Annotated in this window: 16 protein-coding genes; 3 read left to right on the top strand and 13 right to left on the bottom strand. The window is 63.7% G+C overall.

The features are described from left to right. Nucleotides 1-270: 270 nt before the first annotated feature. Nucleotides 271-2,634: a transketolase gene (locus tag ACWAT4_RS28965; protein WP_212424901.1), complete on the bottom strand. Its 2,364-nt coding sequence runs from the start codon at nucleotides 2,632-2,634 to the stop codon at nucleotides 271-273. A gap of 133 nt (nucleotides 2,635-2,767) precedes the next feature. On the opposite strand from ACWAT4_RS28965, the gene ACWAT4_RS28970 reads away from it, so the two are divergent. Beyond that, entirely contained in the window at nucleotides 2,768-3,229 is a 462-nt protein-coding gene (locus tag ACWAT4_RS28970; protein ID WP_212297911.1) for an Lrp/AsnC family transcriptional regulator, read from the top strand. A 4-nt stretch (nucleotides 3,230-3,233) separates the two neighbouring features. Here the strand turns inward: ACWAT4_RS28970 and ACWAT4_RS28975 are convergent, their stop codons facing one another. The 11 genes from ACWAT4_RS28975 to ACWAT4_RS29025 form a co-directional block, all read right to left on the bottom strand. After that, complete coding sequence (locus tag ACWAT4_RS28975) at nucleotides 3,234-4,313, bottom strand: zinc-binding dehydrogenase (protein ID WP_212424900.1); 1,080 nt, start codon at nucleotides 4,311-4,313, stop codon at nucleotides 3,234-3,236. A gap of 60 nt (nucleotides 4,314-4,373) precedes the next feature. Further along, nucleotides 4,374-5,315 carry a DMT family transporter gene (locus ACWAT4_RS28980; protein ID WP_212424899.1) on the bottom strand — a complete coding sequence of 314 codons (942 nt, stop codon included), beginning with the start codon at nucleotides 5,313-5,315 and terminating at the stop codon, nucleotides 4,374-4,376. Nucleotides 5,316-5,503: 188 nt separating this feature from the next. Further along, a complete protein-coding gene (locus ACWAT4_RS28985) occupies nucleotides 5,504-6,343 on the bottom strand; it encodes an aldo/keto reductase (RefSeq protein ID WP_212424898.1) in 840 nt (279 codons plus the stop codon). 268 nt (nucleotides 6,344-6,611) lie between these two features. Beyond that, nucleotides 6,612-9,317: a nitrate reductase gene (locus ACWAT4_RS28990; protein WP_212424897.1), complete on the bottom strand. Its 2,706-nt coding sequence runs from the start codon at nucleotides 9,315-9,317 to the stop codon at nucleotides 6,612-6,614. Nucleotides 9,318-9,331: 14 nt separating this feature from the next. Then, nucleotides 9,332-10,549, bottom strand: coding sequence for an NAD(P)/FAD-dependent oxidoreductase (locus ACWAT4_RS28995; RefSeq protein ID WP_212424896.1), 1,218 nt, complete (start codon nucleotides 10,547-10,549; stop codon nucleotides 9,332-9,334). A 10-nt stretch (nucleotides 10,550-10,559) separates the two neighbouring features. Continuing rightward, on the bottom strand, nucleotides 10,560-10,988 hold the full coding sequence (locus ACWAT4_RS29000; RefSeq protein ID WP_212424895.1) for a globin family protein: 429 nt from the start codon (nucleotides 10,986-10,988) through the stop codon (nucleotides 10,560-10,562). Between the two features lie 122 nt (nucleotides 10,989-11,110). Further along, on the bottom strand, nucleotides 11,111-12,502 hold the full coding sequence (locus ACWAT4_RS29005) for an MFS transporter (RefSeq protein WP_449728672.1): 1,392 nt from the start codon (nucleotides 12,500-12,502) through the stop codon (nucleotides 11,111-11,113). Between the two features lie 335 nt (nucleotides 12,503-12,837). Beyond that, nucleotides 12,838-13,632, bottom strand: a complete 795-nt coding sequence (locus tag ACWAT4_RS29010; protein ID WP_212297903.1) for an ABC transporter ATP-binding protein — start codon at nucleotides 13,630-13,632, stop codon at nucleotides 12,838-12,840. Between the two features lie 13 nt (nucleotides 13,633-13,645). Then, nucleotides 13,646-14,542: a nitrate ABC transporter permease gene (ntrB, locus tag ACWAT4_RS29015; protein ID WP_449728673.1), complete on the bottom strand. Its 897-nt coding sequence runs from the start codon at nucleotides 14,540-14,542 to the stop codon at nucleotides 13,646-13,648. Nucleotides 14,543-14,604: 62 nt separating this feature from the next. Next, nucleotides 14,605-15,915 carry a CmpA/NrtA family ABC transporter substrate-binding protein gene (locus tag ACWAT4_RS29020; RefSeq protein ID WP_449728674.1) on the bottom strand — a complete coding sequence of 437 codons (1,311 nt, stop codon included), beginning with the start codon at nucleotides 15,913-15,915 and terminating at the stop codon, nucleotides 14,605-14,607. A gap of 344 nt (nucleotides 15,916-16,259) precedes the next feature. Beyond that, complete coding sequence (locus ACWAT4_RS29025) at nucleotides 16,260-17,177, bottom strand: intradiol ring-cleavage dioxygenase (protein WP_212297900.1); 918 nt, start codon at nucleotides 17,175-17,177, stop codon at nucleotides 16,260-16,262. Nucleotides 17,178-17,349: 172 nt separating this feature from the next. Between ACWAT4_RS29025 and ACWAT4_RS29030 the strand changes: the two genes are divergently transcribed. Further along, nucleotides 17,350-18,624: a serine hydrolase domain-containing protein gene (locus ACWAT4_RS29030; RefSeq protein ID WP_449728675.1), complete on the top strand. Its 1,275-nt coding sequence runs from the start codon at nucleotides 17,350-17,352 to the stop codon at nucleotides 18,622-18,624. Nucleotides 18,625-18,785: 161 nt separating this feature from the next. On the opposite strand, the gene ACWAT4_RS29035 is transcribed toward ACWAT4_RS29030, so the two are convergent. Beyond that, nucleotides 18,786-19,019, bottom strand: coding sequence for a hypothetical protein (locus tag ACWAT4_RS29035; RefSeq protein ID WP_212297898.1), 234 nt, complete (start codon nucleotides 19,017-19,019; stop codon nucleotides 18,786-18,788). 139 nt (nucleotides 19,020-19,158) lie between these two features. Between ACWAT4_RS29035 and ACWAT4_RS29040 the strand changes: the two genes are divergently transcribed. After that, nucleotides 19,159-19,503, top strand: a complete 345-nt coding sequence (locus ACWAT4_RS29040) for a DUF1236 domain-containing protein (protein WP_212297897.1) — start codon at nucleotides 19,159-19,161, stop codon at nucleotides 19,501-19,503. Nucleotides 19,504-19,560 lie beyond the last annotated feature (57 nt).

The raw sequence follows: 19,560 nt of genomic DNA on the forward strand, positions 1-19,560 counted from the left end.
AGCTTGGAGGGGGCGTTTCGGCAGGCATCCTTGCACGAAAGCGCCAGCAATTGAACCCGCCATATGCGGGGCCAGCGTTGCGGCAGACGGAGGTTATATGAGCCGGTGATGGTGGGGTGGCAAGGTGGTGCCGGCATTCAAGGTGTCGTCCCGGCGAAGGCCGGGACCCATAACCACGAAACGGAATTGGTTTGTTCAGGCGTCTCCCACCTGCGGCCCACAACAGCGCTGCGGCGTATGGGCCCCGGCCTTCGCCGGGGCGACGAGAGTTTAAACAGCCATCTTCCGATGCAGCACCGGTGCGCCCGTGGTGAGGCTTTCCGCCGCATCGATGATGGCGTTGGCGTCGATGCCATAATGGCGATAGAGGTCGGCGATGGTGCCGGTCTGGCCGAACTGCTCGACGCCGAGCGCCTCGACGCGATGGCCGCGGACGCTGCCGAGCCAGCCGAGTGCGGCGGGATGGCCGTCGATCACGGTCACGATGCCGCAGTCGCGGGTGAGCTCCGCCAGCAGCTTTTCGATATGGCTGAGATGCTGCACGCCGCGCCGGTCGCGCCGCAATTTCCGCGCGGCGGTCCAACCCGCATGCAGGCGATCGGCTGACGTGATCGCGAGCAGGCCGATGTCGCGACGGCTCTCGCCGATGAAGCCCGTGGCCTCGATCGCTTCGGGCGCCACCGCGCCGGTATAGGCGATCACGACTTCGGCATTCGGGCCCGGCTTGCGCAGCCAGTAGGCGCCATCGGTGATGCCCTGTTGCAATTCCGGCGTCATGATCCGCTGCGCCTGCTCGATGCTGCGCGTCGAGAGCCGCAGATACACCGAGCCACCCTCGCCCGGGTCGCGCTGCATATGGTCAAAACCCCAGCCCATGATCACGGCGAGCTCGTCGACGAAGGCCGGCTCGAACGAGGCGAGCCCGTCCTGCGCCATGCCAATCAAGGGCGTTGCGATCGACTGGTGCGCGCCGCCCTCGGGCGCGAGCGTGATGCCGGACGGCGTCGCCGCTACCATGAAGCGCGCATCCTGGTAGCAGGCATAGTTCAGCGCATCGAGGCCGCGCTCGATGAAGGGATCGTAGAGCGTGCCGACCGGCAGCAGCCGCTCGCCGTTGATCTGATGCGACAGGCCGAGCGCCGAGAGCATGATGAACAGGTTCATCTCGGCGATGCCGAGCTCGAGATGCTGGCCCTTGGGCGAGAAGTCCCAGTTGAACGTGGACGGAATTTTCTCGCTGCGGAATAAGTCCGCCTTCTCGCCGCGTGCGAACAGGCCGCGCCGGTTCACCCACGGACCGAGATTGGTCGAGACGGTGACGTCGGGCGAGGTCGTGACGATGCGTTTTGCCAGCTCGCTGTCGCCGCGCGCGATCTCGTTCAGCACGAGACCAAAGCCCTGCTGCGTCGACATCTGCGGCGACGGCTTGAAGGCGAGTTGGGCGGGCACCTCGACGACCGGCGCGGTCAGCCGGCGGCCATCCTTGTTGAACGGCACGCGCGAAAGGAACGCGTCGAGCTCGGCCGGAGCTTGCGTCAGCCCCTCATACTTGTCCCATTCGTGGCCGGGACGAATGTTCTGGCTCTCGCGATATTTCTCCATCTGCGCGACCGTCATCAGGCCGGCGTGGTTGTCCTTGTGGCCCTGGAACGGCAGGCCGACGCCCTTGATGGTGTAGGCGATGAAGCAGACCGGGCGATCGTGGTCGACGGACTCGAACGCCTCCAGCATGCTCGCCATGTCGTGGCCGCCGAGATTGGACATCAGCGCCAAGAGCTCCTCGTCACTCCGCTTGTCGATCAGTTTCGTGATCGGTCCCTGGTCGCCGATCTCGTCATGCAGATGCTTGCGGAAGGCGGCGCCGCCCTGGAAGCACAGCGCGGCATAGAGTGCGTTCGGGCAATTGTCGATCCAGCGCTTCAGCGCCTCGCCGCCTGCTTCCGCGAACGCCTCGCGCATCAGCCGGCCGTATTTCACGATCACCACGTCCCAGCCGAAATTGCGGAACATGGTCTCGAACTTTTCCCAGAGACCTTCGCGCACGACGGCGTCGAGCGACTGCCGGTTATAGTCGACCACCCACCACGTGTTGCGCAGGCCGTGCTTCCAGCCTTCGGCGAGCGCTTCGAAGATGTTGCCCTCGTCCATCTCGGCATCGCCGACGAGGGCAATCATCCGCCCTTCGCGGCGATCCTTCATCCAGCCATGCGCCTTGACGTAGTCCTGCACCAGCGAGGCGAACAGCGTCTGCGCGACGCCGAGGCCGACCGAGCCGGTGGAGAAATCGACGTCGTCGACATCCTTGGTGCGCGAGGGATAGGACTGCGCGCCCTTGAAGCCGCGGAAATTCTCCAGCTTCTCGCGGCTCTGCCGGCCGAACAGATATTGGATGGCGTGGAACACCGGGCTCGCATGCGGCTTCACCGCGACGCGATCCTCGGGCCGCAGCACGTGAAAATACAGCGCCGACATGATGGTCGCGAGCGAGGCCGAGGAAGCCTGATGGCCGCCGACCTTGAGGCCATCCGAATTGGAGCGGACATGGTTGGCGTGATGGATGGTCCATGACGACAGCCACAGCGCCTTGCGGGCCAGCGCGGTCAATGTGTCGAGGCGGGCGGAATCAACGGGCATGGCAATGCTCCCGGAAACAGGTGGCACGATGATACGCCTGCGGACGGCGCCAAACTTCTCAATCTTTCGCGCCATACCTCCAATTATTAGGATACTTTACCAATACTCCCGTCCAAAAGCAGGTTTCATCCCAATGCCCGACCTCGACGCCATCGACCGCAAGATCCTCAGCCACCTCCAGACCGACAGCCGGCTGACCATGCAGGAGCTCGCCGACAAGGTCGGGCTCTCGGTCTCGCCGTGCCATCGCCGGGTCAAACTGCTGGAGGAGCGCGGCGTCATCAGCCGCTACATCGCCACCGTTGACCAGAAGGCGCTGGGCCTGCATGTCAGCGTCTTCATCTCGATCAAGCTGGCGCGGCAGAAGGAGGAGGACCTCAATCGCTTTGCCCGCGCCATCTCGAAATGGGACGAGGTGCTGGAGTGCTATCTGATGACCGGCAACCGCGACTATCTCCTGCGCGTCGTCGCGGCCGACCTCGCCTCCTACGAGACCTTCCTCAAGACCAAGCTGACCCGGCTCGACGGAATCGCCTCGATCGAGTCGAGCTTTGCGCTCAGCCAGGTGAAGTACTCAATCGCGCTGCCGGTCTAGAGTCCTATCGCCACGGCTGAACGATGATCTTCGTGTGCACCTCTGGATTGGCGAGATCGGCGAAGGCCTTGGCGACACCGTCGATGCCGATCTCCGCCGTCACCATGGCGGCCGCATCCACCTGCCCTTCGGCGATCAGGCGCAGCGATGCCGCAAACTCCTCCGGCGTGTAGCCGAGCACGTACTGGACGTTGAGCTCCTTCATGATGCCGAGCATGGGCTCGTGTCTGTCGCTCTCCATGCAGACGCCGACAACGACAACCTTGGCATCGCGCGGCGCGCCCTCGAACACCTGCTGCAACAGGCCGGGCACGCCGACGCATTCGAAGATGACCGCCGGCTTCAACGCCGGCAGCATGGCCTGGAACGGCGGTCGCGCCGCCTTCTCCGCTTCAGACATCTGCGCGTGCTCGGCCCAGGTCGCATAGGGCTGCGACACCCTGGGATCGACGACGATGTCGGCGCCGAGCTTTGTGGCGAGCGCACGGCGCGCGGGCGAATAGTCGGCAGCGACGATCGGGTGCAGGCCCTTGATCCTCAGCGCGGCGATCACCGCGAGCCCGACCGGGCCGCAACCGATCACCAATGGCACTTCGCCGCCGCGGATGTTGGCTTTTTCGACGGCGTGAACACCGACCGCGAGCGGCTCAGTCAGCGCAGCGTGTTCCGGCGCAAGGCCGTTGGGTACTTCGAGCAGCAGCGGCTCGCTGAGCAGCATCTGCTCGGCATAACCGCCGACGAACTCGTTGGAATAACCGATGCCCTTGATGCCATCAGGCGTCAGCAGTGCGGGCAGCGAGCACACATGCGTGCCCGGCTTGAGCTTGCGCGTGGTACCGGGGCCGTAGTCGACGATCTCGCAGCAGAATTCGTGGCCGAACACGACGTCGCGCGACAGATCCATCGGCGCGCGTCCGGTCTTCTTCGCCATCTCCACCATCCGCGAGGCGTGCTGGCGCGCGTGCAGGTCGGAGCCGCAGATGCCGCAGGCGAGCGTCTTGACCAGCACCTGGCCCGGGCCGGGCTTCGGCTCTGCGATCCGGTCGACGACAATCTCACCGTTTCTGAAAATCGCTGCGCGCATCCGGCTCCTCCCTGCTCGTTGGAGCCGTTGATAGCACGTCTCAGGGCAGGTCGACTTGCGTCAGGGGTTCGGAGAACGCGCGGCCTGCACCAGCAGTTGGGCGCGGCGGATGCGTTCGCGATGGGCGATATAGAGGCCGCTGGCGACGATGAAGGCCGCGCCCGTGACGGTCCAGACGTCAGGCACTTCGCCGAACAGGAAGAAGCCCAAAATGCTGACCCACAGCAACTGCGTGTAGGAGAACGGCGCCAGCACCGAGGCATCGCCATAACGATAGGCGAGCACGATGATCCACTGGCCGATGGTGGAAGCCAGGCCGACGACGATGCCGAGCCCGATTCCGGTCCACGTCGGCGTGACCCAGACGAACGGCACCATGATGCTGAGGATCGCAACGCCGGTGAGAGCCGAATACGCCATCGTGGTGAGCACGGCCTCGCGCCCGCTCATCAGGCGCGTCATGATCAGCGCTGCGGCCCAGCAGAACGCCGAGACGATCGGGAAGAAGGCGGCGACGTGGAACGCGCTCGACCCCGGACGCAGGATGATCATCACGCCGATCAGGCCGATCGCGGTTGCGATCCAACGGCGCATGCCGACCTTCTCGCTAAGGAAGATGATCGAGAGCGCGGTGACGAACAGCGGCGAGACGAAGCCCGTGGCGGAGGCTTCCGCGATCGGCAAGAAGCGCAGGCCGGTGATGAAGAACAGCGAGGAGCCGAGCAACGCGACACCCCGCATCAGCTGCAAGCTCAATCGCTCGGTGCGCATCGCATGCAGCGGCGAGCCCGGTAGCATCACCGGCGTGAACATCAGCGCGAAGGTGACGAAGCGGATCCAGGTAATCTCGATCGACGGCAGACTGGTCGAGAGATATTTCGCGGTGACGTCGGAGCAGCCGAGAAATACCGTCGACAGCAGCACCAGCGCGATGCCCTTGAAGGGATGATCGACGCGCGCAGGCGCGCGGCGAGCCTCCTGCTTCGTCTGAGGCATGGGCATAGAAATACTGTCGAGCCTTGCGGCTGCGGCGGGCGGCGGTGTCACGGTGGGAACCCGGCAAGAATGCGAATCGAGAACCGCCCATAAAAACGACAAATGCGCCGCTTTCACAACTTCCGAAAACAGGATGCCGATATGCGCTCAGGTCCGCGCGCGTCAATACTCCATTAATAATAGACGTTTGTGCATTACAGCATGGGCAGGCTGCGCGGCTTTGGACCGCGCGGAAACGCCGCATCCAGCGCCGATATCTCGTCTGTCGTCAGCACGAGATCGCCGGCGGCCGCATTTTCACCGGCATGTTCCGCGGACGACGCCTTCGGGATCGCGAACACCGTAGTCGCACGGGTGAGAAAGCTCAGCGCGACCTGACGCAGCGTCGCGCGACGCGCCTCGGCGATGCGCGCCAGCACGGCGCCGCCCTTGCTGCGCTCATCCGGAAAGTCATCGTGCCCGAACGGCGAATAGGCGACAACCGCGACGCCGTGCCGCTCGCACCACGGGATCACCGCATGCTCGATGGCGCGCTCCTTGAGATGATAGAGCACCTGATTGCAGGCAATCTTGCCTTCGCCTGATACGTCGAGGATCTCGTCGAGATCGTCGGCATCGAAATTGGAGACGCCCCAGGATTTGATCTTGCCTGATTTGACCAGTTCCTCGAATGCGGCGACGGTGTCTTCAAGGTCATACGACCCGCGCCAGTGCAGCAGGTAGCAATCGAGCCGATCCGTCTTCAGCCGCTTCAGCGAGCGCTCGCAAGCGGTAATGGTGCCGCGGCGCGAGGCGTTGCTCGGCAGCACCTTGGAGACGAGGAACACCTCGTCGCGGCGGCCGGCGATCGCATCGGCAATGACGAGCTCGGCATCGCCATACATCTCGGCGGTGTCGATATGGCTCATGCCGAGATCGAGCCCGCGCTGCAACGCAGCCATCGCACGCTTGCGATCGCCATGGTCGAGATACCAGGTGCCCTGCCCGATCACGGAGACGCTGGTGCCGGTCTTGCCGAAGGGATGTTTGTTCATGGTTATCTCCGATCTTATGTCGTCCTGGCGAAAGCCAGGACCCATTACCACAGGGAGATGTTGTTGCAGTAGATGGTGGCTGCAGTGCGCCTCGACAACACTGACCGGGGTAATGGGTCCTGGCTTTCGCCAGGACGACGATGGGGAAATATCTCGCCCAGCTGCATCCAACTGTCATTGCGAGCGCAGCGAAGCAATCCAGAGTCTTTCCACGGAGGGATTCTGGATTGCTTCGCTACGCTCGCAATGACGACGGAAAGAGCCTGACCTACCCCGCCGCGCTCGCGACCTTGGCCTGCTTCGCCGGCGCCACTTCCGTGGTCGCAATCAGCCGCTTCAGCTCGGGGATGCAGGAACCGCAGTTCGTGCCGGCCTTGAGCTTTGCGCCGATCTCGGCGGCGGTGCGCGCGCCGTTTGCGATGGTCTCGCAGATGGTACCACGGCCGACGCCGAAGCAGGCGCAGACGATCGGGCCGGTCGAGGCGGCACCTTCGCTGGACTTGCCCGACAGCAGCATGCGGCGCTGATCGTCGGTGACGCGATCGGCTGCGAACGCGCTCTTCACCACCTCCCAGTCGCCGGCATCATGCGCGGGGCCGACGAACAGGCAGGTCTCGATGCGGTCGCCCGAAAATGAGGCCGCACGATAAACCCCGCCGCCGAAATCGCGATAGTCGGCGACGTCTTCGCCGCCGACACCGTCGAGCCAGACCGGCCAGCGTGATAGATCCGCGTTGTCAGCGAAGAGATAGCCGAAGCCGCCAGTGACCGTGACGCGGGTCCACAACAGGTTGGGCGGCAGATCGAGTGGCTCCCGCGAGAGCGCGAAGCCGCGGAAGACAAATTCGTAAGGAGCGATCGCGGCCGGCGTCGCCTTGGATTCCGGCTGCCCCGAGAACGGATCCGTGAACGATTGCACCAGCGCACCGACGCGGCCGTGCGAGGCATTCATCGCGCTCCAGTGGATCGGCACGAACAGCGCGCCGCGCTGCTGGCCTTCGCTGACGACGGCCTTCAGGATGCACTGGCCGTAATCGGTCGTGATGCGGGCGTAGCCGTCATGGACGATGCCGTATTTGCCCGCGTCGTCGGGGTGGATCTCGACAAACGGCTCGGGCAGATGCGCACCGAGCCGCTGGCTCAGGCCCGTGCGCGTCATGGTGTGCCACTGGTCGCGGATGCGTCCGGTGTTGAGCCTCAGGGGACGCGACGCGCCGGTCTCGCCACGCAGCGCCGGTACCTCCGGCGCGACGAAGCGGCCCTTGCCGTCATTGGTGAAGAAGCCGCCCTTGGCAAAGAAGCGCTCGCCGGGCGCCTCGCCTTCGCGTGCCGGCCACTGCACCGGCTTCAAGGTGTCGAAGGCCTCGTCGGACAGCGAAGTGAGTGCGCCGATGTCGAAGTCGCGGCTGCCGTCGTTCTCGTAGGCCGAGAGCGCAGCATGCTCGCGGAAGATCTCGGCAGCGGATTTGTAGTTGAAGCTGTCGCCAAAGCCGAGGCGCTTGGCGGTCTCGCTGAGGATCCACCAATCGGGGCGCGCCTCACCCGGTGCCGGCAGAAACGAGCGCTGGCGGGAGATGCGGCGCTCGGAGTTGGTCACGGTGCCGGACTTCTCGCCCCAGGCGAGCGCGGGCAACAGCACATGCGGGCCGGCCTCGACCGTGTCGTTGGAGAGCACGTTCTCGGAGACCACGAACAGCTCGAGCTTCTTTAGGGCATCGCGGACCATGTCCGCATCGGGCAATGACACCGCGGGGTTGGTGCCCATCACCCACAGCGCCTTGACCTCGCCGCGGTTGATCGCCTCGAACAGCTGCACCGCCTTCAGGCCCTCATGCGTGGCGATTCGCGGCGCCTTCCAGAACCGCTTGACGCGGTCGATGTCCGGCGGCGTGAAACCCATATGCGCGGCGAGCATATTGGCGAGGCCGCCGACCTCGCGGCCGCCCATCGCATTGGGCTGGCCGGTGAGCGAGAACGGCGACGCACCGGGCTTGCCGATGCGCCCGGTCGCAAGATGGCAGTTCAGGATCGCGTTGACCTTGTCGGTGCCCTGCGCCGACTGGTTGACGCCCTGCGAATAGAGCGTGACGACCTTCTCGGTGTCGCGGAACATCTTGAAGAAGGTGGCGACGTCCTGCTCGGACAGCCCGGTCGCGAGCGCGGTCGCGGCGACGCTACCGGCGATGTTGCGCGCGCGTGCGAGCGCATCGTCGAAGCCCGAGGTGTTCTGCGCGATGTAGTCGTGATCGAGTGCGCCGCTGTCGGCGAGATGGACGAACAGGCCCGAGAACAGCGCGGTGTCGGTCCCGGGCTTGAGGCCCAGAAACAGATCGACGTCGCTGGCGGTGTCGGTCCGACGCGGATCGATCACGATCATGCGCGCGCCGCGCTCCTGCCGGTTCTTCATCATGCGCTGGAACAGCACCGGATGGCACCAGGCGGCATTCGAGCCGACGAAGACGAGCAGATCGGCCTGGTCGAGATCCTCGTAACAGCCGGGCACCGTGTCGGCGCCGAAGGCACGGCGATGGCCGGCGACCGAGGACGACATGCAAAGCCGCGAATTGGTGTCGACATTCGCGGTGCCGACGAAACCTTTCATCAGCTTGTTGGCGACGTAATAATCCTCGGTGAGCAGCTGCCCCGAGAGATAGAACGCGACCGCGTCGGCGCCATCGCGTGCCACGATGTGCTGCATGCGGTGGGCGACATGATCGAGCGCATCGCTCCAGGCGACCCGTTCGAGCACGCCCTTGCAGCGGATCATCGGATACAGCAAACGGCTTTCCAGGCCGACGGTCTCGCCGAGCGCAGACCCCTTGGAGCACAGCCGGCCGAAATTGGCGGGATGATCGGGATCGCCCGCGATCGCCGCCCCGCCCTTGCCGTCAGGCGTCGCCAGCACGCCGCAGCCGACGCCGCAATAGGGACAGGTCGTTCGGGTTGCGCGCAGCGTGGGATCGATTGCCGTCATTTTACGCTGCCTTATCAAGCGGCCTTGGGAGGGTGCGCCAGCGCACGGCCGAACATCATGTCGGTGCGGATCGCCGCGACCTTCTCGCGATTGCGGATCAGCTCGAGGTACCAAAGCGCATCAACGGTATCGCCGATCAGCACGGCGCCGGTGAGCCGGCCATCGGCGATGACGAGCTTCTTGTAGGTGCCGCGTCTGCGATCGGTGAGAACGAGGCTCTCGCTGCCGTCTCCCCCCATGAAGTCGCCGGCGGAGAATACGCTGACGCCGGAGACCTTCAGATTGGTCGAGACCACGCTGCCCTGATAGGCGGCGGGCCGGCCGGCAAGATGCCGCGCCAGCACCCGCGCCTGCTCATACGCGGGCTCGACCAGTCCATAGCAGCTGCCGCGATGCTCGGCGCATTCGCCGAGCGCGTAGATGTCCGATGATGCGGTCTGCATCACATCATTGACGACGATGCCGCGGTTGACCGCGATGCCGGCCTCCTTGGCAAGGGCAATGTTGGGCCTGATGCCGGCGGCGAAGATCACGGCGTCGGCTTCGATGCGACTGCCGTCGGCGAGCTCGACGGCCTCGACATGGCCCTCGCCATGAATCCGCGCAGTCGACGCGTTGAGCAGGATTCGAATGCCCTTGCGTTCGACCAGCGTCTTGAGCAGGTCGGCGGCCGGCAGATCGAGCTGGCGCTCCATCAGCCGGTCCATCAGATGCAGCAGCGTCACCGGCGCTCCGGCCTTGGCAAGCCCGTACGCCGCCTCCAACCCGAGCAAGCCGCCGCCAACCACGACGACGCGCTTCCTGGCGGCAGCGAGCGTCAACAGCAGGTCGACGTCGCGGCTGTCGCGGAAGGTGTGCACGCCGGCGAGATCGGCGCCCGGCACGTTGAGCCGCAGCGGCGTCGATCCGGTCGCGAGCACGAGCTTGGAGTATTCCATGCTCTCCTCGCCCTCGATCTTGAGCTCGCGGCGGCCGGTGTCGATCTCGGTGACGCGATAGCCGTAGCGCACGGTGACGCCGCGATGGCGCCACCAGTCTGCCGGCCGGAGCTCGATCTCGTGCGAGCCGGTTTCGCCGGCCAGCACCGAGGAGAGCAGCACGCGATTGTAAGCGAGCCGCGGCTCCTCGCCGATCACAGCGACCGCGTAGCGGCCGAGCGCGGTCTTGGCGAGCTCGTCGACCAGACGAGCTGCCGCCATACCGTTACCGACGATGACCAGCGGTTCACTCACAAGACATCTCCTATTCGGCGGCCTGCGCCTGTGGGCCGTAGGCCTCGGAAATCATGTAGCCGGACAGCACGCCGTAAGCGTCGGTCCAGGCGGTGGCGAGTTCGGGCGTCCAGGCCTCGCCGAGGCCCTTCTCCAGGGTCCAAAGCAAAGTCGCGCCGACCACGGGATAGTGCTCGGCCTTGGCGCCGTAAGCGACGTGACGCTTGGCGAGCGCCGATGCCGCGGGAAGAATCGTTTCGAGATTCGACAGACCGCCGACGACCGCGGCGAGCATGCCCATCAGCTTCTTGCGCTGCTCGGTCATGTCCTCGGGAAACATCGCGCGCACGGACGGGGCGACCTCGAACAAGCGGTCGTAGAACAGTTTTGAGGCTGCTTCTGAAATCGGCGCGACCTTGGAAAAGCTCTGCTGCACGAGGGCGATCTGCTGAGGCGTCATGATGGTTTCCTGTCTGTTTCGGTCTGCCTTTGTCCGCGTCATTGCGGAAAAAGTTCATGGGTCAAACGTCACCAGAGAGACTTCTCCCCGCGTACGGGGAGAAGCGATTTTCGTACCAAGTGTCAGACGCGTGCCCTGGCGAGGCCCGGTGCGCCTTCACCCTGCGGGCTGCGACGCAGATAGAACCACCAGGTGAGAGCGAGGCAGGAGGCGTAGAAGCCGAGATAGATCGCAAGCGCGAGCTGCGGTCCGCCGGTCAAGGCGATCGACTTGCCGAAGCCACTCGGGATCAGATAGCCGCCGACCGCGCCGATGGCACCGATGAAACCGACCGCCGCACCACTCTCGATGCTCGCCGTCTTCAGCGCGACCGCGCGCGCCGCATCGCCTTGCCCGCGCACCTTGAACAAATTCTGTTCGCGGAAGATCGAGGGGATCATGCGGTAGGTCGAGCCGTTGCCGATGCCTGTCGTGACGAACAGGATCAGGAACATCGCCAGGAAGCCGGTGAAGTCCTTTTGCCCGACGAAATAGAGCACGCCGACGGTTGCAGCAGCCATCGCCATGAAGTTCCAGAAAGTGAGGATGGAACCACCAATCTTGTCGGCGAGCAGGCCGCCGATCGGTCGCGACAACGAGCCGACCAGCGGCCCGAGGAAGGCGATCGAGATCGTCACCGTCGGAAACTGCGTCTTGATCAGCAGCGGGAATGCCGCCGAATAGCCGATGAAGGATCCGAACGTGCCGATATAGAGATAGGCCATGATCCAGGTGTGCTTGCGCTTGACCACCGCGAGCTGGTTCCTGATCGACGACTTCGCCGAGGTGAGGTTGTTCATGAAGAACACCGCACCGAATACCGCGACCGCGATCGGCAGCACCCACATCAGGCCGGCGTTCTGCAGGAAGATGCCGTCGACCGGTGTCGCCTGGAACAGGTTGATGGCGGCAAGCGTCATCAGGATCGGCGTCAAGAGCTGCACGCTGGAGACGCCGATATTGCCGCCGGCCGCGTTGAGGCCGAGCGCCCACCCCTTCATCCTGTCCGGGAAGAAGAAGGAGATATTGGTCATGCTCGAGGCGAAATTGCCGCCGCCAAGACCGGCGGTGGAGGCCACCAGCAGCATCAGCCAGAACGGCGTATCGGGCTGGCTCACGAAATAGGCAAGCGAGAGCGTTGGGATGAACAGCACCGCGGCACTGAAAATGGTCCAATTGCGGCCGCCGAAGGTCGTGACCGCGAAGGTGTAGGGGAAGCGTATCAATGCGCCGATCAGCCCCGGCACCGCGATGAGCTGAAACAGCTCGTCGGTCGAGTAGTGGAAGCCTGCCTGCGGCAGCTTGGTGGTGACGATGCTCCAGATCAGCCAGACCGAAAAGCCGATATGCTCGGCAACGATCGACCAGATCAGGTTACGCCTTGCGATAGTCTTGCCAGTCGCATTCCAGAACGCCTCATCTTCGGGGCGCCAGTCAGAAATCCAGGTCTGACTGAGAGTCGGATTCTTCGTCATTGCAAATCCCTTCTAGGCTCACCGCTGCGTCGTTGCAGGCTCTGCCTCCACATGGAGGCGCGCGCCGAGGCCAAGCCCCGGTGGCGAGTTCACGATGCTGATTGATGATGTTGAGGGACGTCGTCGTTGGCGTCGGACAAGGTAATTCAACTTCCGTGCCAACTGCCCGCGATTGGGAAATACAGGGAATTCAGCGACTTATTCGAATTGCCCGAAATATTTGCAGGCCCATTTCGCACGCAAATTTTGCGATTCGCTCAATCCGTGTGCGACGCACAAGGATTGAGCTTAATGATTCAAAATTAGGCGCAGCGTTTTCACGCGTTAACGATGCGTTACGCGGCTTCGACAAAGCGATGGCGCTCGTAGAGGAATTCGAGCACGCGCTGGCGGCACTTCAGGTATGTGGCGTTGGTCGCGAGATCGAGCCGTTTGCGCGGCCGAGCGAGCGGCACCTCCAGCACCTCGCCGATGCGTGCGGAAGGGCCATTCGTCATCATGACGATGCGGTCGGAGAGCAGCACGGCTTCGTCGACGTCGTGGGTGATCATCAAGATGGTGTTGCCGAGCTTCTGATGCAGCGCCATCACGGAATCCTGGAGATGGGCGCGGGTCAGCGCGTCGAGCGCACCGAAAGGCTCGTCCAGCAGCAGCACTTTCGGCTCCATCGCGAGCGCTCGGGCAATGCCGACGCGCTGTTTCATGCCGCCGGAGATTTCGGAGGGCCGCTTGTCCCTGGCATGGGCCATCTGCACCAGGTTGAGATTGTGCATCACCCAGGCGTCACGCTCGGCCCTCGACTTGGTCCTGGCAAAGACCTTGTCGACGCCGAGCTTGACGTTCTCGTACACGGTGAGCCACGGCAGCAGGCTGTGGTTCTGGAACACCACGGCGCGATCCGGCCCCGGCGAATTGACCTCGCGGTTCTCCAGCAGCACGCCGCCGATGGTGGCGTTGGTGAGGCCTGCGATGATGTTGAGCAGGGTCGACTTGCCACAGCCGGAATGGCCGATGATCGAAACGTATTCGCCCTTCTCGATCGTCAGGTTGATGTCCTTGAGCACCTCGGTCGTCGCGGCGCCGCGGGTGAAGATCTTGTCGATATGATCGAGCTTCAGATAGGCGGTCATGTGCTCTGCTCCTTCAGTTCTGCGCCGTGCCGCGGGTGACGATCTTGCCGAGGCCCGCGATCAGGCGATCGAGCACGAAGCCGACGATGCCGACATAGAACAGCGCCAGGATGATCTCGCTGATATGCGAGGAGTTCCAGGCGTCCCAGATGAAGAAGCCGATGCCGACGCCGCCGATCAGCATTTCGGCCGCGATGATGGCGAGCCAGGACAGGCCGATGCCGATGCGCAGGCCGGTGAAGATGTAGGGTGCCGCCGCCGGGATCATGACCTTGGCGAAGAACTCCAGCGGATTGAGCTGCACGACGGCGGCAACGTTCCGGTAGTCCTGCGGGATGTTGCGGATCCCGACCGCGGTGTTGATGATGATCGGCCAGATCGAGGTGATGAAGATGACGAAGATCGCCGAGGGCTGGCCGTCGCGAAACGCGGCAAGCGAGAGCGGCAGCCAGGCCAGCGGCGGAATCGTGCGCAACACCTGGAACAGCGGATCGAGCCCACGCATCGCCCAGACCGACTGCCCGACCAGCACGCCGAGCGCGATGCCGGCAATCGCCGAGAGCGAGTAGCCGAGCGCAACGCGCTGGAGGCTGGCCGAGAGATGCCAGAACAGGCCCTTGTCGATGCCGCCATGGTCGAAGAACGGATCGAAGATCAGTTCCTTGGTGTCCTTGAACACCTTTGACGGCGGTGGCAGCGCAGAACCTGCGCGGCGGCAGACCAGCTCCCACACCAGCGTCAGCAGCGCGATCACGACCAGCGGCGGGATGACGCGCACGGCGAGCTCGCGCGCCATCCATGCGTAGGTTTCGGTGCGCGGCGGACGCCTCAGCGTCATCGCGACGACCGGCGCGGCAATGGGCGCGGGTGCCGCAATCTCAACCTCAATCTTCGTGGCAGGCATGTTCATCGAAATCCCTCTCCGGCTTCAAAAGACGATGCGGCCGCCCCGAAGGCGGCCGCAGGGCTCCATCAGACTTCGACGCGCTTGATTGCGAGCGACTTCAGATAGGCTGCCGGATTTTCGGGATCGAACACCTTGCCGTCGAAGAAGGTCTCCTTGCCGCGCGAGGTCGAGGTCGGGATGTCGGCGCTTGCAACGCCGAGCGTCTTCGCTGCGTCCTTCCAGAGATCCTCGCGGTTCACCTTGGCAATCAGCGCCTTGGTGTCGAAGCCGGGCTCGTACTTGCCCCAGCGAATGTCCTCGGTGAGGAACCAGAGGTCATGGCTCTGGAACGGATAGGAGGCCTGGTCCTTCCAGAACCGCATCTGTTGCGGCGAGTTGTCGACGACGCGGCCGGTACCGTAGTCGAACTTGCCCTTCATACGATCGGTGATGTCCTCGACCGGGCAGTTGATCCACTGGCGCTTGGCGCAGATCGCCGCGGCCTCTTCGCGATTCTCCGCCTTCTCGGCCCATTGCTGGGCTTCCATCACCGCCATCAGCAGCGCCTTCGCCGCCTTCGGATATTTGTCGACCCAGGCCGCGCGCATGCCGAACGACTTCTCGGGATGCTTGTCCCAGAGCTCGCCGGTGGTGATTGCGGTGTAGCCGATCTCCTGATGGATGAGCTGGAGATTCCAGGGCTCGCAGACGCAGAAGCAGTCCATGGTGCCAACCTTCATGTTGGCGACCATCTGCGGCGGCGGCACCACGATGGTTTCGATGTCCTTGTCGGGATCGATGCCGCCGGCGGCGAGCCAGTAGCGAATCCAGAGATCATGCGTGCCGCCGGGGAAGGTCATCGCCGCCTTCACCGCCTTGCCGCCGGCCTTCTTCTTCTCCAGCGCGATCTTGAAGGGCGCGGTGTCGATTCCGACCTTGAGGTCGGCATATTCCTTGGAGACCGAGATGCACTGACCGTTCAGGTTCAGGCGCGCCAGGATGTACATCGGCGTCGGCTGGTTGTTCTGCGTCACCTTGCCGGCCGAGATCAGATACGGCATCGGGGTGAGGATATGCGCGCCGTCGATGCCGTTGCCTTCGGAGCCGAGCACCAGGTTGTCGCGCGTGGTGCCCCAGGAGGCCTGCTTCTGCACCTCGACATCGGGCATGCCGTATTTGGCGAAGATGCCCTTCTCCTTGGCGACGAACAGCGGGGTCGCATCGGTCAGTGCAATGAAGCCGAGCTTGGCACCCTTGACCTCGGGACCTGCGTCCTGCGCAAAGGCGCCGGCGGGGAAATTCAGCTTGGCGGCGGCGAGAAGTGCGGCGGTCGAGCCGGTGGCCTTCAACAATTGACGGCGGCTCAGGCCCGAGGGCTGGCGGGTGCGCTTGGTCATAGGCAGTGTCGTCCTTTGCATCGTTGCAGAATTGTCGGCGTCAGTGCGCGCGAGCAGCCCGTCCGTCCGTCGCGCCGGCGTTGGCGCATGCGGACGCATGACGGGGGACCCCCGTCTGGTGGCGTCAGCAATCGGATGAGAAGTCTCGCGGGACGGCATCAATGGCGTCGGCTTGATCAATTCAAGCTTCGTGCCAAGCCAATCAGGCAGAAAAGTCTTTTAGAATTAGTATGTTAATCCACCTGCGCCGGGTTGTCGCAGCGCTCGGCGCGCTCGCCAAATTTGCGCATCGCTCAAATTTTGTGCGCCGCATATAAACTAGGCAACCGCGATTGACGCCGTGCTTAGGCCGGCTCAGCCGCCTTGGTCCCCAACGGCTTGGGTGCGATACCACCGCCGGGCTTCAGGTGGAATTCGTAGGTCATCAGGTGCCATTGCCCGCTCGCCTTGGTGCCGTCGGGCATCGTCGGATCGATGCGCGGCTCGACCTTGGCGACAAGGTCGTCCTTGACGCCGAACACCACGTCGGAATCGAGATATTTGTCACCGTCCATGAAGACATGGGTGATCAGCGGCTCGTAGCCCTTCGCATTGACCAGGAAATGCACATGCGCGGGGCGCATCGGATGGCGCTTGGTCTGCACGATCATCTCGCCCACCGGCCCATCAGTCGGGATCGGATAGCTGCACGGCAGGATGGTGCGGAAGGAGAAGCGGCCGTCAGCGTCCGTGATGAAGCGCGCCCGCGCCGAGGCGCCGACTTCATCATAATTGGCTTTCTGGGAATCGTAGAAGCCGTCATCGTCGGCATGCCAGACGTCGACTGGAACATTCGCCAGCGGCTTACCCTTGAGATCGGTAACGCGGCTCTGCACGAACATCCTCTCGCCGGTGAGATTGTTCGGCGAAATGTCGGTGCCATGCGCGGTGACCTTGTGCTCGCCGACATAGAACGGGCCCAGCACGGTGGTCTCTGTCGCGCCATCGCGATCGCGATGATTGACCGCATCGACCAGCATGGAGACGCCGAGCACGTCGGACAGCAGAATGAACTCCTGGCGGGTGTCGGTGCATTTCTGGCCAGTACGGGTCAGGAAATCGATGGCATAATCCCACTCCTCGAAGGTGAGACCGGTCTTGCTCACGTATTCGTGCAGCGACTTCACCAATTCCTGGAGCAGGAATTTCGCACGCGGATCGGGCGCGTTGTCGAAGCTCTTGACGACGGCTTCGGTGAGTTCGGTCTCGTTGAACTGGGTCATGGTGCGTTGCCCTGGGTTTTTCTCGTTGGCCCCCTCGGGATCTTGAGAGGCTCCTTGGCGGCGTTCCAAGCGGAGCCTACACCAACCGGCGGGCCCGCGTTAAGCGTGACCCGCTTGGAATGGGGGCGCCATTTCGGCTATCAACGTCCCACAAAACTGCCCGGAGGAACTGATGCTCGCCCCCACCCCCGCCTCGCCCGAATCCGTCGGCATGTCCAAGGCCGCGCTCGACCGCGTCGATGCCCATCTGAAGAAGCGGTACATCGATGCCGGCCGCTTCCCGGGCACACAGCTCCTGGTCTATCGCCGCGGCAAGATCGCCCACAGCTCGGTGCAGGGCTTTGCCGACGTCGAGCGAAAGGCGCCGGTCAAGGACGACACGATCTACCGCATCTATTCCATGACCAAGCCGCTCACCAGCGTCGCCTTCATGATGCTGGTCGAGGAAGGCCTGGTCGCGATCGACGAGCCCGTCGCCAAGTACATTCCCGAATGGAAGAATCTCGGCGTGTTCGTTGCCGGCACCTCGCCGGCTTTCCTGACCCGGCCGCCGTCCAGGCCGATGCTGATCGTCGATCTGCTGCGTCACACCTCCGGTCTCACCTACGGCTTCCAGCAGCGCTCCAACGTCGATGCCGCCTATCGGGCCGAAAAGATCGGTGAGGTTGAGAAGTCCGGCACGCTTCAGGGCATGATCGATGCGCTCGCGAAGATTCCCCTCGAGTTCTCGCCGGGCGAATCCTGGAACTACTCGGTCTCGACCGACGTGATCGGCTATCTCATCGGCAAGATCTCGGGCATGCCGTTCGAGCAGTTCCTGAAGCAACGCATTCTCGATCCGCTCGGCATGATCGACACCGACTTCTACGTGCCGGCCTCCAAGGCGCATCGCTTCGCCGCCTGCTATTCGGCCGATCCGGGCGGCGGCATGACCTTCCATGCCGGGCAGCGCCGCGAGGGCATCACACTTCAGGACGACCCGACCACGAGCTCGTTCCTGTCACCGCCCTCCCTCATCTCCGGCGGCGGCGGGCTCTGCTCGACGGTGGCCGACTATCTCACCTTTTGCCGCGCGCTCCTCAACGGCGGCGAGCTTGGCGGCGTCCGCCTGATCGGACCCAAGACGCTGGCGCTGATGACGAGCAATCACATTCCGGGCGGACAGGCGCTGCCGGAGGTGTCGCGTTCGCTGTTCTCGGAGGCCAGCTATAACGGCATCGGCTTCGGCCTCGGCTTCGCCGTGACCATGCGCCCGGCGGAAACGCTGATCGCCGGCAGCCCCGGCGAGTATAATTGGGGCGGCGCAGCCACGACGTCATTCTGGATCGATCCGGCTGAAGAGCTGATCACCATCTTCATGACGCAGGTGCTGCCGTCGAGCGCCTATCCACTCCGCCGCGAACTCCGCAGCATGGTCTATGCGGCGATCACAGAGAGCAATCTCTGAGATTCCTAACACTTGCTGCAACGGGCTCCGCGCGTGATCGCGGAGCCCGTTGCTTTTGCTTTCTTGCCTAGTGGAAGTGGCCGATCAGATAGATGCCACCGCCGATCACCAGCACGGCCGGTACGGCCCACAGAATCAGAACTGGCATTGTCTCGTCCTCCTCAGTTCGACGTGCAGACCTTGACGGTCTTCATGCCGCTCTCAGCCTCGGTGCGCGATTTGTAGATCGCGCCTGAGGGACTGACGACGGTCATGCTCGCGTCCATCGGCTTCTTGTCGACGACGGTGCACTTCTTGGTCTTGACGTCCTGCACGACATAGAATTCGTCGGCCGCGAACGCCGGCAGGGTAAACGCAGCAATCATCACTGCCGCGGTTGCGATCCTCAGCTTCATTCTCTCCTCCTCCAATGTCCGGGACGTTCCGCGCCCGGTCGAGGGATGAACGGGAAAAACTAGTAATTTGTTCCTAGCGAGCGGGGAACGTCACCTTCCATGGAATGTTGGTGCAGCGCTTATTCCCGAGGAGGACAAAATGAAAAAGCTGTTCCTGCTGTCTGCGGCGGTGGTGATGATCTCGACCGGCGCGTTCGCGCAATCGACCGTGGTGACCACGACCGGAACCGGTCACGCCGCGACGATTCAAATCGAGCCGCAATACAGGACGCGGATCAAATCCTATGTCACTGAGCACCACCTGCGGCCGGTGACGACCAAGGAGAAGATCATCGTCGGCGCGAAGGTTCCGAGTGAAGTCGAGCTCGAGGCGGTCCCGGCCGATTGGGGTCCGTCGCTCACGCAGTATCGCTACGTCTACTCCGGGGAGCGCGTGATGCTGGTGGATCCCGGCACGCGGACGGTCGTGCAGGAAGTTGATTGAGGCATACCGGACGGGCGGCCACCAGGAAGGCAGCCGCCCCTCTCGGAGTTGATCCAT

It is taken from the genome of Bradyrhizobium sp. T-1 (assembly GCF_053592855.1).